5 protein-coding genes are annotated in these 13,343 nt (G+C 35.9%); 1 reads left to right on the top strand and 4 read right to left on the bottom strand.

The genetic code is table 11. The features are described 5' to 3' along the window. Window positions 1–837 (bottom strand): 5-dehydro-4-deoxy-D-glucuronate isomerase, encoded by an 837-nt coding sequence (kduI, locus tag RMR09_RS07450; protein WP_310595171.1) that lies wholly within the window; start codon window positions 835–837, stop codon window positions 1–3. 43 nt (window positions 838–880) lie between these two features. Next, a complete protein-coding gene (locus tag RMR09_RS07445; RefSeq protein ID WP_310595170.1) occupies window positions 881–2,326 on the bottom strand; it encodes an MFS transporter in 1,446 nt (481 codons plus the stop codon). A gap of 181 nt (window positions 2,327–2,507) precedes the next feature. Between RMR09_RS07445 and RMR09_RS07440 the strand changes: the two genes are divergently transcribed. Further along, window positions 2,508–3,449, top strand: coding sequence for an alpha/beta hydrolase (locus tag RMR09_RS07440; RefSeq protein WP_310595169.1), 942 nt, complete (start codon window positions 2,508–2,510; stop codon window positions 3,447–3,449). A 302-nt stretch (window positions 3,450–3,751) separates the two neighbouring features. On the opposite strand, the gene RMR09_RS07435 is transcribed toward RMR09_RS07440, so the two are convergent. Both RMR09_RS07435 and RMR09_RS07430 read right to left on the bottom strand, forming a co-directional pair. Next, a complete protein-coding gene (locus tag RMR09_RS07435) occupies window positions 3,752–4,666 on the bottom strand; it encodes a hypothetical protein (protein ID WP_310595168.1) in 915 nt (304 codons plus the stop codon). Window positions 4,667–4,713: 47 nt separating this feature from the next. Next, window positions 4,714–13,320, bottom strand: coding sequence for a LamG-like jellyroll fold domain-containing protein (locus RMR09_RS07430; protein WP_310595167.1), 8,607 nt, complete (start codon window positions 13,318–13,320; stop codon window positions 4,714–4,716). Window positions 13,321–13,343 lie beyond the last annotated feature (23 nt).

Here is a 13,343-nt window from a genome sequence, read left to right as displayed (position 1 = left end):
TTATCGTAATTCGTTTGGTGCCACAATATCCATATCGCCATAATCTAAATTCTCTCCTGCCATTCCCCAAATAAAAGAATAATTTGCCGTTCCTGCTCCTGAGTGAATTGACCATTCTGGAGACAATACTGCTTGATTATTTTGCATGAAAATATGACGTGTGTTTTGAGGCTCTCCCATAAAATGACTGATAGTTTGTCCTGCTTCTAAATCAAAATAAAAGTAGGCTTCCATTCGTCGATTGTGCGTATGTGAGGGCATAGTGTTCCAAATATTTCCTGGCAATAACTCGGTCAATCCCATTTGCAATTGACAGGTTTCTACCACACTATTCACAATCAATTTATTGATGACACGTTTGTTGGCAAACTTTTCTTCTCCTAAATGCACAATCTCGGCATTTTCTTTGGTGACTTTCTTAGTTGGAAATTTGTGATGTGCTGGAGCCGAATTGATGTAAAACAAAGGTTGTTCCCCATTCGTAGCAGAAAAGAGGACTTCTTTACATCCTTGTCCTACATACAAAGCCTCTTTTTTCTCTAAAAAATAATCCACACCATCCACGGTTACTTTTCCGCTACCGCCAACATTGATAATCCCAAGCTCTCTTCGGTCAAGAAAATTTTCCGACTTCAAATAGGGAATTGTTTCCAATTTTAATCGTCTATCAACAGGCATTATTCCTCCTACAATATATCTATCATACATAGAATAGATAAGTTGTATCTGGTTTTCTACGAACAGTGTTTCAATTAAGAAATGTTCTCTTAATTCGCTAGTAGTATATGTATTAGCATCTTTTGGATGAGATGCGTATCTGAATTCAAAATTTGTCATTCTTATTTATTTATTTTGGTAATCTAAAATCTTTAGGTTTGATTTACAAATCAGTGATTGGGCTGTATTTTGGCACCAATGCTTTCATCACCGTCCAGCCTATCAAATAACAAACTGCACAGATTGAAAATATAATGAAATACCCAGCCTCAATACCTTCAAAACCTATGAAAGACATATTGGTGTCTTTAGCGTGGTCAAACAAAACTCCCGATCCTTTATTAATTAATGTTGATCCTAGTCCACCAGCTAATCCACCTATTCCTGTTACAGTAGCAATAGCTTTTTTAGGAAACATATCTCCAACGGTTGTGAAAATATTAGCAGACCAAGATTGATGAGCGGCTCCTGCAATACCAATAATGATTACCGGCAACCAATACGTATAATGTCCTAAGGGTTGAGCCACTAAAGCTAGTAAAGGAAAAAAAGCAAAAATCAGCATCGCTTTCATTCTTCCATCATATGGATTCATTCCTTTCTTTTCTACAAAATAAGTCGGCAACCATCCACCAATAATTGAAAGTAAAGTAATCATATATAACACAAATAAAGGCAAAGCCGCTTCTGTTGCATCCATATCATATACAGAACTTAAATAAGCTGGTGTCCAAAATAAAAAGAACCACCACACACCGTCTGTCATAAATTTTCCAAAGGCAAATGCCCAAGTTTGTTTGTATCTAAAACAATCCTTTAAACTTACTTTAGTAGCTGTTTCGGCCACATAACCCACTAATTTGCTATCTGCAATTACATCTTGTTGAATATAAGCCAGTTCTTCAGGACTTACTTTGGTATGATTCTCAGGTTTGTCGTATAAAAAGACCCAAAATCCCATCCAAACAAAACCTAAAGCTCCAATAATAATAAACGACATTTCCCAACCAAAAGCTTTTGCAATAAATGGAATGGTAATTGGTGCCGCCAAGGCTCCCACCGTTGCTCCTGAATTAAAAATACTGGTTGAAAATGCTCTATCTTTTTTTGGGAAATATTCTGCTGTAGTTTTAATTGCTGCTGGAAAATTTCCTGCTTCTCCCACAGCCAAAACAAAACGCGCTAAAATAAATAAGGTGACACTAGTAGAAATAATCATTCCTGTATCGTTTACTGTTGCAATAGCATTTTTAGCACCCTCAAAACCTACTAGCCAATTTCCTGTCAATATCCCCGAAGTAACAATTCCTGCAAATGCATGTAAACAAGCGCCAACAGACCAAACTCCAATAGCCCATAGAAACCCTTTTTTAGTATCTAATACATCTACTAATCTACCCGCAAATAGTAACGAAACAGCATAAAAAATAGAAAATAAAGCTGTTATATTTCCGTAATCATTGTTAGTCCAATGAAACTCTGGAGCAATAAAATCACTCCAAGTTAAAGAAAGCACTTGTCTGTCTAAATAATTAATAGTAGTAGCAAAAAAAAGTAAGCCACAAATAGTCCAACGAAAATTTCCGATAGGTTTTTTAGCTGTATTCATTATTTGGTTTTTTGGTTAGTTAAACTAATCAATTATATTTTAACTATTTTCGTAAGAATATTTGTTATTGATTGGTACAAATATACTATTTTTAGTTTTTAATGTAATCGATTACACAAATATATATCTAAAAAATTAAATAGCAAGTTTTTTAATAAAAAACTCTTTAATAAAACTAACCATGAAAACAATTCCTTATTTAATAAACAAATACGCTTTTATTGTAATCATTAACCTATTAGCATTTTCTAGTAACGGACAAATAAATTCAATTCCCATCTGGCCTAAATCTATTCCTAACTCGATTAATGCTGTGGATTATACCGAAAAAGAAGTGATGAAAGAGGGACAAATGCAAAGCACTAGCCAAGTAACAAATCCTAACTTATCAATTTATCTTTCTAAAAAAGAACTGGCAAATGGAAGTGCGGTTATTATATTTCCAGGAGGCGGGTATTCGCATTTAGCTATGTATAAGGAGGGGCAAAAAGTGGCTGAATGGTTAAATTCTCTTGGAATAACAGCCTTTGTGCTAAAATACCGTCTGCCAAGTGACCTTATAATGAAAGACAAGACTATAGCGCCTTTACAAGATGCCCAAGAAGCCATTCGAATAATCAGACGCAATGCTAAAGAATGGAATATTGATCCAACTAAAATAGGCGTTTTAGGTTTTTCTGCAGGAGGGCATTTAGCATCTACATTATCAACACATTATCAAGAAAAAGTATATGATGCTGACACAATAAGTTCGCGTCCTGATTTTTCTATTTTAATCTATCCTGTTATTTCGATGGAAAATGGTATCACTCACAGTGGATCAAAGAACAGCCTTTTAGGAGAAAATGCCGGTCGAAATTTAATTGAAAAATATTCCAATGAAAAACAAGTCAACGCAGATACTCCCAAAACATTTCTTGTCCATGCTTCTGATGACAAAGTGGTTCCTGTTGCCAATTCAATTAATTATTATCTTAATTTATTACAATACAACGTTCCGGCTGAAATGCATATTTATGAAAAAGGAGGACATGGATTTGGATTAGGCAGGGATGGTACTAACAAAGACTGGCCAAAAGCTTGTGAAAAATGGCTTACTGAAAATAATTTTACTAACAACTAAAAAAAGATACTATTTTTAAAAAAAATAAATACTTGATTCAATTTTAAGGTCATTTTTTATTTTAAACATAACCAATAACATTCAGAAAATCAATCACTTGGTTTAATTTAATATATATATCACCAATAGTTGTACCAATGACCTTAAATTCATTTTAAGGTCATTTTTTATTTCACTAATTCGTATTCTCCTTGAGTTACTGATTTACAAGGAAGTTCATCTGCTTTACATCCTACCATAAGAGACAGTAGCAAAAGTATACCACTAAACTTTAGAATTGTATCCAATATTTTCATAACTATTTAATTTTTAAAATTAATATTTACCAATTTCCAATCATTTCCTATTGTTACTATGTATGAGTTAACTCCTAAATTAGGAAAAATTACCTCCCCATTAGTAACTTGTTTAGTTCCAATAGTAGTACCATTGGCACTAATGGTAACCTTTTCTCCTTCTTGACTTGAAACTACTTTTATAATCCCTTCAGTATTACAAACTGCATCTTTTTTATAAAACAAGGTTTGTCTCACAGTTTTGTCCACCTCAACGGTATACGTTGTTAAGGTTGATTCATCCTCAGAAAGCACTTCGTAGGTTAACTTTGTAGAAAAATCAGTTGGCGTTGCTCCTGAATTTTGAATTACTCTGTTTTTAAAAAGCTGTGCGCCTTTACTCAAACTAAAAATCGGATTCAAATTAGTAATCACGTTATTTTCATATACACTAATTACAATTGAATTTGTATTAATTAACGTAGTAACTGGGGTAATGTCCTTAAAACCAAAAGAGAGTATCTCTGCCTTATTATTTAATGCAGGCTCTGCAATACTATATGACTGAAATAAATTTCCCTTGTGTTCATTAGCTTCAAAAACTACTTTTTTTGTTACAACCGTGATTTTGTCTGTTGCACTATCGTATATTTTGAAATAAATTTCTTCATTCTGGGTATTTGAAAACAAAGTTAAATAGGCGAAATATGAATTTTGGCTCGCAATATAAGTCACACCACTAGTTCCTCTACATGTGGTACCTACAAATGCGCCTACTTTATCATTTACTCCTTTTAATTGCTTACCATCTATATTGAGTTTGGCAACAAAAGTCATCGTGTACTGATATTCGTTTTCATTGACACTCCAATTTGGCATTTGCGCGAAAAGAGTACAAAAAGGAATTATCGCAATAAGGAAACAAAAGGCTCTTTTTTTCATAATAAAATATATTGCTTTTTAGGAGCTGTACTTGAATTAGTTATACCTTAAATTTTAATTATTTTTTGTGTTTCAGTTTGACTATCTGTAACAACGTGTATGATATAAATCCCTGAAGGTAAATTCGAATTGATTTTCAAGACCGAGGATCCAGGATTTATTTCAAACATTTTATTATATAACTCCTGCCCAAGTAAGTTATTTATTACTGCTGTAACTCGTCCACTTTTTTTAGTTTCTATTGCAATACTTAACTCGTTTTGAAAAGGATTTGGATATATATTTATTTTTTCTTCAAAACTATCAATCACAATAGGGTTAGCAATACTACCCAACATACTATCCGATAGAAAACTAATGGTTTTTGATGTCTCCAAAAGAGATTCGTCAGTCCCAATAAAGGCGGTTAACCTTTCTGATTTGTCACCGTATAAAGTTATGAAAGCCAAATCAACACCTTGAACATTTATTGTTTTACTATTTCCTCTCAATTGACCTAAATGATTATAAAACGCAAGTGTTTGATAGCCTTCTGGTAGTCGTACTACAGCATTCATTGTATTAGGGAATTGCGTATAATCAGTTGAAATATTACTTTGTTCTTCTTCAGGAACTAGGTTGATAGAAGCCGTTTGAATTGCCCCTTTAATAATTGCTTTTTTACCCGTTGATCTATTCAAATATTCGGGATAAGTAAAGTTTTGAGGTGTGTTTATTCGCAACATATAACCTTCCCCGGCTTTTAAATAAGTCAACGATCCTTTCCATCCAATGGAGTTTGTATAAATAGCAAATTGAGATTGGGATTTAATGATATCGCCATCTGTTGCATTTAAATTTGCTAGAGCATCGCTAACCAATACGTTTTTAGAAACAACATAAGGTAACCAGTTCCAATTTTGAGCCAAATTAAATGACCATGTATTTAGATCAACGGGAACTCCTTTTATATTTAAATTTTGGGATGTAGCCAATTTAATTTTGTACATCTTTGAGTTAGAAATTCCACCATTCCCAGAAATAGTTCCTGACCAAGCGCTTTGAGTTGGATTGATTGCATTGTATTGGTATGCATCAAATAATGCTGGCGAATTAGATTCTACTAAATCTGAGGTGTTAAGCAACAGTCCTTTGGTTAGCAAATTCAAATTTGCAAATCGAGCATCGGTAACATTAAATGAAGTCCAGGTCCATCCTTGATTCAATTTTATTTGTTGGCCGGTAACTGCTGTATTAGTAAAAATAGCCGGAATTCTATAGGTTCCTAAGAGTGTATCGGCAACAAATGGTACAAATAAATTTCCTCCCAGAGAAGCCTCTTTTAACTTTCCATCCGAAGCATCCCAAATATAAAAGGAAATATCTTCTCCACTTAGATTATTACTATAAATAGTCAAGTAAACAAAATATTCATTTAATGCAGTGTCAAAAATGACATTAGTCATACCGCGAACTTCCCCGTTGACTAAGGCCACTATTTTGTCGTAGAAATCATCTGTAAAAACTCCATCTATTTTTATTTTACCTATTACATTCATAGATTGTGTAAACTTAGTTGGATCCAATACTAAGAGAGGCTCTTTTTCCAGAACCCTTAAGTCCAATTGAATTTTTTCGTTATAACCATAATTAGTAGCCAATGACAAAATAGTATTGTAATTTCCAATGGCCAGATTATTGTCCACAGTAGCTTTTAGTGTAACTGTTGTATTTGGTGCGATGGTTCCTGATTTTGCAGATAGCGTTAACCAATTAGGCACATCTACAGTATAAGGTTGGGTTTGACCACCTTGATTGATTAATGTAATATCAAAAGCCAAATTCTCGTTGTTCCGTTTCATCAAATTGACAATTTCACCCTGTCCTTCCACAAACCATTTCATAGGGTTTTTATTGATGTAGACACTCCAGGACACGGGAGATTGTTGACTATTATCGGACATATCATTCAGATTGGAAACGGTAATATTAGCTACTTTCCCTTCTACACTTGACCAGTCAGAGATAATCGGCATCAATACAATTTTATCACTATTTATTACCGCATTTACAACAATTGATTCTGTAGGGCGAAAGGATTTGATGGCAGGGGTTGTATCTGTAAAAGCCAGCGGCTTCCCATTCAACAAAGCGTAAGTACTTGTCTTATCTGTTGAATTCAGAGGATAATAGTATAGCGGTCCATTTCCACTATCAATTTCGGGTTTATTGAACGACGCATACAATAACAAACCGGTACTTGTGGGATCTACTTCATAGTATTGGTCGGCCTTTACCTGTGCCGCACTACGCGCCATATTCCAAAAACACAATTCGTCCATCAACCCTACATAATTTCTGTCAATAGTATTTATTTGACCTCGGGCACCTACGAATATGCGACTGGCATAAAATCCGCCAAGATCACCACTAACATAGGAAGCTAACTCATCGCCATCCACATACATTCGAAGCGTCCCGTTTCTACTTAAACTCAGTGCGATGTGATGCCAACTGTTGTCGTTTACTTTCACACTACCAAAAGGATAGGCTTTTGTTTCGGCTTGCAATTCAATACCGCCCGTATTATTGAGGTTGATAGCCCATTTATTACGATAGCCATTACTTTCTATTAAATCGGTAGCATCTCCTTTACCATTAGACAAAAGTGTAGCAACACCGGTCTGACTTGTTTTCATCCAAAAGCTAAGGGTAGCATTCATTTCTTTGGAAACAATTACTTTTGAGACTTGTGGTAGATTCAAATAATTGGTGCCGTCAAAAGCATAGGCCGTTCCTTTAGGAAAAATATCCCAATTAGCATTGGCTATGACAAGATGTTTGAATCGGGCTAAATCATTGGCAAGGATTCCGTTTCCTTCGCTTATGGGCCAATATCCTAAAAGACCGAGCTCATTTCCATTGAATACAGAACCCTTATTTGCATATTCCGTATCTTTCGAAATGTATTTTTTCCAAAATCGCAGATCGTGGAGGTTTCCTTTGAAGGTATTCCCTCCAATCACAATCGGATTTTCATTAGTGAAATTTAGTCTTGTAGTGATTGGATTTTCTTCAGTTTTTAAATCTACACCATTTTCAATGATAGACAATCGGATGTTTGTTGCGTCATACGAAAGCGCATAATGGTTGAATGCACTATCACTTGCAATTGTTGCCGTTACACTTTGGCCACCGATGGTATATTTCAATTTGTTATTGATCAATTCTATTTTAATACCGCCACTTTGGCTCAATAGAGTAGAAGTTCCCGTTGTATTTAAATTTTTCAACCAAAACTCGATACTAAAATCACCGCTTGCAAGGGCTGGTTTATTGATGGTAGCCGTATTGTTAGACCCATTAAAAGCAAGTGAAACTTCATGAATTAAAGGCAATTGCTCTTTTTGTACTTTGAATTCAAACTTGGTTACGGTACCATTAGTTTTAATAGGTTCATTGAAACGCAATGTAATATCGTCCCCTAAATTTAAGATCCCATTGGTTGGTGTGGGTGTGCCAAATACTACCGGGGCCGTTAGGTCTACATATCCCTCTATAATTTCCGACTCATAAGCCGTTTGGTTAAAACAACTCGTACGGGCACGAAGTTCGTAGGTTCCATTACCCAAGCCTAATGCAGCAATATCCCAGGCATAATTTAGTTGTTCCCCAACAATGACTTCCACATTTTTATCTCCTCCATTGTAAGCAACATCGCGATCAGCAGTTGTTTTATAATAAGTTCTCAATCCAATCCAATTAGGGGTGCCTTTTAATCGGTATTCTAAATTAATCTTTTGAAAATTGGCAAAACTAGTGTTATAATCCCCTAATTTAATATTTACAGGTTTTGTAGTAGTACCATTATAAGCCGTATTCCTATTTAGCAACCAGTTGTTCGGAGGATCCATTATGGTAACCGGAGAACAGGCAGGCACAAAGCTTGCCGATACCAATAAGTCATCAACAGCATTTCTGTCACAAGTAGATTCTAGCACTACCCGTATATTTTGATAATTAAACTGGTCTTGTTTGATTTTTTTGAGTGTCATGGTGTACAACACGGTTTTTCCTGCCGGAATAGTCACTAGGGTTCCGTTAGGTTCAATGTTGATTTGTGCATTATCAGGGTTGGTCGATTGATCTGCAACCAATCTAAAAGTAGCATCTTTGTTAATCGTACTCGTATTGCGCAGTCGAAGTACAAATTCGGCATTTCGACCTTCAAATATCCCTGAGACATCAGCATCTACGGCTGTTATTTCTGGTTTCTCTAAAGCCATAGTGGCTACAGATAAGGCTACCCGTTGCGCCTCGGGAAGATTTACGATAGTGGCCTTAGGACCTGTAGCATTGGGATGCGTCTTGTTATAAAAATGGGAAAGTTCCGCCCCTTCGTAAGGACAAGAGGTTTCTCCTCCTTTGGTTATAAAAATAGGCCCATTTCCATCAAAAGCGTTGATGACATCAACACTAAATAAATTACCCGCATCATTATCTTTTAGGGTATAACTGATATTGGTGGTCGTATTGTTCGTGTCTTGAGACGAATTTCCGGATCCGGATCCACTACTCGTACTGGTTTGCATCTCAAAACCAGTATCATTGAAACTGGCTCCAATCGCCAAAGCAACCGAACTGTCAAGTTGCAATTGATAGGTGAGTGAGTTAGCGCTTAACCGTTCTATTTGATATTCTTTAGTAAATGCACCGACTCCGGCGTCCAAAGAAATGTTTTCATAAAAAGTGGCATTCAATAAATCTTTAAGTTGCTTGGCGGAATCTGAGAAAGTTTTGGTGACTGGGTCCTTCAAACTCTCTACGAGGGCATTTAAGGAGGTTTTTAGCGCGTCTCTGCCATTAAGCGCTTGGTATTTTGCCAACTCATTGTTTAAAATTATTTTTCTCCAAAGATTCACCGAAGATTGATAGGCGTTTCTGGTAAGGATCCCATTATGATTTTCAACCAATGTTCCAGCATTAATTTGATTGATAATGTCTAAATATTTTGGAATAATTTCATTTAAAATGTTATGCTGCGAATAAACAAACAATGTTTTTTCTGGGGCTTCATTGAAGTACATCGCCTTATTGATTTTTGGATATACTTTAGAGATTGTAGAACCACTTGGGGTTACGACACTGATTGGAGTTGAGGTATTCACAGTAGTTGAAGCAACTAAATCATTATAAGTTCCATAAAATTGATTGGCCGAGGTTCCTATGTACAAATCTGCATCGCTACCAATCCAGCTAGGATCGTCACTTGTAGCAATTGTTTGATTGAAGGTATAGGTGTTAGTAACACTTTTCCCGTTTGAAGAGGTTTGTGCCATACTCACCCCAGTAGAAATATCGTTAGTGGTTTCGGTCTCCATAACAGGTCCAGCTAATCCACCACCTAAACTTAGTTTAAATCCAAGAGAGATGGTCGCATTTAAATCACTTCCATTATTTACACTCGAGGTGTTTTCTTTTGAAAAACTAAAAGACGATCCTTTTTCTATCGTTGCTGAACTGTTGGATCCCGGAGGATCTCTCAATACAAAGTCAGGCAATTCTGGGCCCGCCGTTACAAAAGTTTGAGTGCCATCAGCAACACCTCCTAAGAGGATTCCTTCTGTTTTATAATTCGTCAAGGGGTTGTCGACACCATTCGATCTATATTTTAAATCAATAGTTCTTTTATAACCGCTAGTAGCATCCGTGTTTGGCGTTCCTCCTTTGAAACTATAAATCAAGATACTTGGATCTGTTGAGGAAACTTCAGTTTTTTCACTGTTTTCCAAGGCTAAATTATTAGTAGCAATTATGGAACCGCCTTCTACTGGCACAGTTGTAATGATGGGATTAGTAAGGCTAGTATCATAATTGTAATACCGTTCCTGACCCTGAATTTGGATAGAATAATTTCCAAATTGACTGTAAATCGGTGGATTCTGACTCGATGCAATAGTATAGGTCTTGCCATCTGCCTTTATTTCTGTATCAGCAGTTTGACTTAATACGGAATGGATCGGACTGGCTAAATAAGTAAATTTTAAAACCTCTTGATAAGGCACCCCAGTGATGGTATTATCTCCCTGAACAAAAGTTGGGGTTTGAAAGGGTTTTATGGCTGTAAAATTGATTGTTTGGTCTTCGTTGAGAAGAGGCTTGTTGTCTGGATTTTTTCCACTGTTGAATGTCAAATCATTTCTAGACAACAAATAACTGAGTGGTAATAATTTCACCCGATATTCTCCTGTTTCACTATTGGTACCAAAACTGGTCTTATATTCTGGTGTAATACTAGTTGCTCCAGCAGGCAAATAACCCAGTGTTAATTTGGCTTGTCCAATATTATTGGTAGAAGTATACGTGGTTATTCTATCAATGCCTCCAGCATCTTTGTAAGGATAGATTTTTTTTCCACTCTCTCCAAAACCTATTGGCTTTTCGGATTGTATTGTTCCTCCTACCACACGACCGACTACAACTACTTTAGTATTGTCAATAAAAGTCACGGGTTCATCTCGATCTTCAAAAAAGTCTTGATAGGTGTTAACATAGTAAGTTTCTCCATTGGTGGTGGAACTCGTTTTGGCTGGAAATCGGCCGTCAAATTCAAATGTATGATTACTTTTGGTTAGGCTAATGGCATGTTTCCCAATGGGTACTTCAATAGTAAATCGCCCGTTAATATCCGTCTGTATGGGCACATTATTGGCATCAATTGCCGGAGCATTATCAATGTTTACATAGGCGCCTGGAACAGGGATGGTGGCATATCGTTTCAGACTAGTGATTTTTTTGGGAGTAGAATTGTCATACGTATCGGCCCAATACTCTCCTTTTTGATATTTTTGGTTGCCTATCGTATAGGCATTATAAGCTTCATTTTCTTTTATGTCTCCAGTGATGGCGGGATCTGAAGTGGTCGGAAACACACCCCGGCTGTCGTATACCGCTATTCCTTTGAATACAAACGAAGATTGATCAATAAAGTCCACATTATTTACTACACTAGAGTTTATACCTAAAAAAGCCAATTCCTGTTTTGGATTGAATTCGTGTTTTCCTAAGGATGGCACTATAGTAAAAGAATCTCCATTACCACTGTAAGGAACGGCTGAGATTACATAATTCCCAAACTCATCCGATACTCCTAAAACACCCAATTGACTATTAGTGGGAATGTTATTAATGTCGTCCTCATTGTTGGCCCAAGTAGGAGCTACTGGTGAGTTGCTCAACTTAGCATCATTACCATGAAAATCAAAACCTGTGTGAGCCAAATCGTAGGCATAATCACCTGATTTTTCATTGGCTCTAATGTAGGTGTTTAGATAGGGCTCATTCCCTTGTAAATACCTACGGAAATCTCGCTGTATCTGAGCTGGAGTTAAAGCTGTATCCCATAATCGGAACTCATCAAAGTAAGCTGATTTTTTTCCTCCCACTCTGCAACCATTCCATGTAGGCTTATCTGTTTCGTAATTTACCTGTACCGGTATATTATTGTTTGTATACGTCACATTAACGTTGGCTGTGGACGCATTTTGATGTAATATAGCGTTCATTTTAAGAACATATTCTGCGTTAATCAAACGGCCGTTTATATAAACTTCGGGGGTTTGATTATTCCTTAACACAAAGCTAAAATGAGTAAAAGCAGAATTTATTGTATTTATTGGCACTAAAATATCATCTCCTTTATTGTCAATTTCACCACTTGGTATATAATTATTTAATTTAATGTTGTTGTGTATAATATTAAGCGAAAGTGAATTATCACTAAAATTGATATTAATTGGGAATGACCCACCAACACCGCTACTTATCAGATTAAACAATACCATTTCATCAGAGGCAAAAGGGCTTTCAGGCTTAACCCAGGCTTGTAATGTAATTTCGTCTTGCAAACCCTTATGTAGGTTAGGAATTAAAATATAACTATTTGTTGGCACTTTTAGTGAACTTCCAAAACGCAAGGTACTCCCTGTTGGATTTGCAGTAATCAATACATCTTTGACAGGATTGCCTCCAGTAAAAGAAATATTTCCCGTAATAACGCCTGTTGGATTTCTATAGCCAATGCCCGTAATAAAATTAGAATACAGAATTTCTAAACCTTCAACTTCAACCCCTTTTGCAAAAAGTTTATATCTGTATAATTTTCCGCCTTCAATATTGGTGTCTGAAAATGTCCCCACATCTCCTGCCAATGTTTTTAAAGGTCTTCCCCAGTTGGGATTTGCACTAGTAACATCTTCAGTACGATATACTATGATGCTAATTATTTTTTCCTGATTTTTCTTAATATCCCAATTAATTTCAATTCTATCACTGAAATAGCCTTTAGAAACCGTAAAAGCATCTTCAGAAAAAGTAGTATATCGATAGCGAATACCCCAAGGGAAACCCAAATCTTTGATGTAATTTTGAGTAGATGGTGCAGAAGTACTAGACCCTTTTGTAAGTCCCATATAGGGTAATCCCACTTGCATACTCACATTAGAAATAGTAAAGGTGCGATTTACTCCATTTACAGGCTTGGTTAGTTGTAAATTTAAATTGTCTTTTTTGGAAGCCGTAGCACTGATTACCGATCTTACACCTGATTTTTCTTGAGCTAAAAGGGTAGAACTACAATAAAAAAATAGAAAAAATAACGCTATACTGTATTTCATTTTGTGGGGATTTATGAGAATAT

Source organism: Flavobacterium sp. (assembly GCF_031537875.1).
In the GTDB taxonomy this organism is placed as follows: Bacteria; Bacteroidota; Bacteroidia; order Flavobacteriales; family Flavobacteriaceae; genus Flavobacterium.
This window is presented reverse-complemented; position numbering and strand designations above follow the sequence as displayed.

What these genes read in the sequence shown, in the direction of transcription:
- kduI (WP_310595171.1), bottom strand. Translation starts at nt 837, where the DNA reads ATGACAAATTTTGAATTCAGATACGCATCTCATCCAAAAGATGCTAAT.
- RMR09_RS07445 (WP_310595170.1), bottom strand. Translation starts at nt 2,326, where the DNA reads ATGAATACAGCTAAAAAACCTATCGGAAATTTTCGTTGGACTATTTGT.
- RMR09_RS07440 (WP_310595169.1), top strand. Translation starts at nt 2,508, where the DNA reads ATGAAAACAATTCCTTATTTAATAAACAAATACGCTTTTATTGTAATC.
- RMR09_RS07435 (WP_310595168.1), bottom strand. Translation starts at nt 4,666, where the DNA reads ATGAAAAAAAGAGCCTTTTGTTTCCTTATTGCGATAATTCCTTTTTGT.
- RMR09_RS07430 (WP_310595167.1), bottom strand. Translation starts at nt 13,320, where the DNA reads ATGAAATACAGTATAGCGTTATTTTTTCTATTTTTTTATTGTAGTTCT.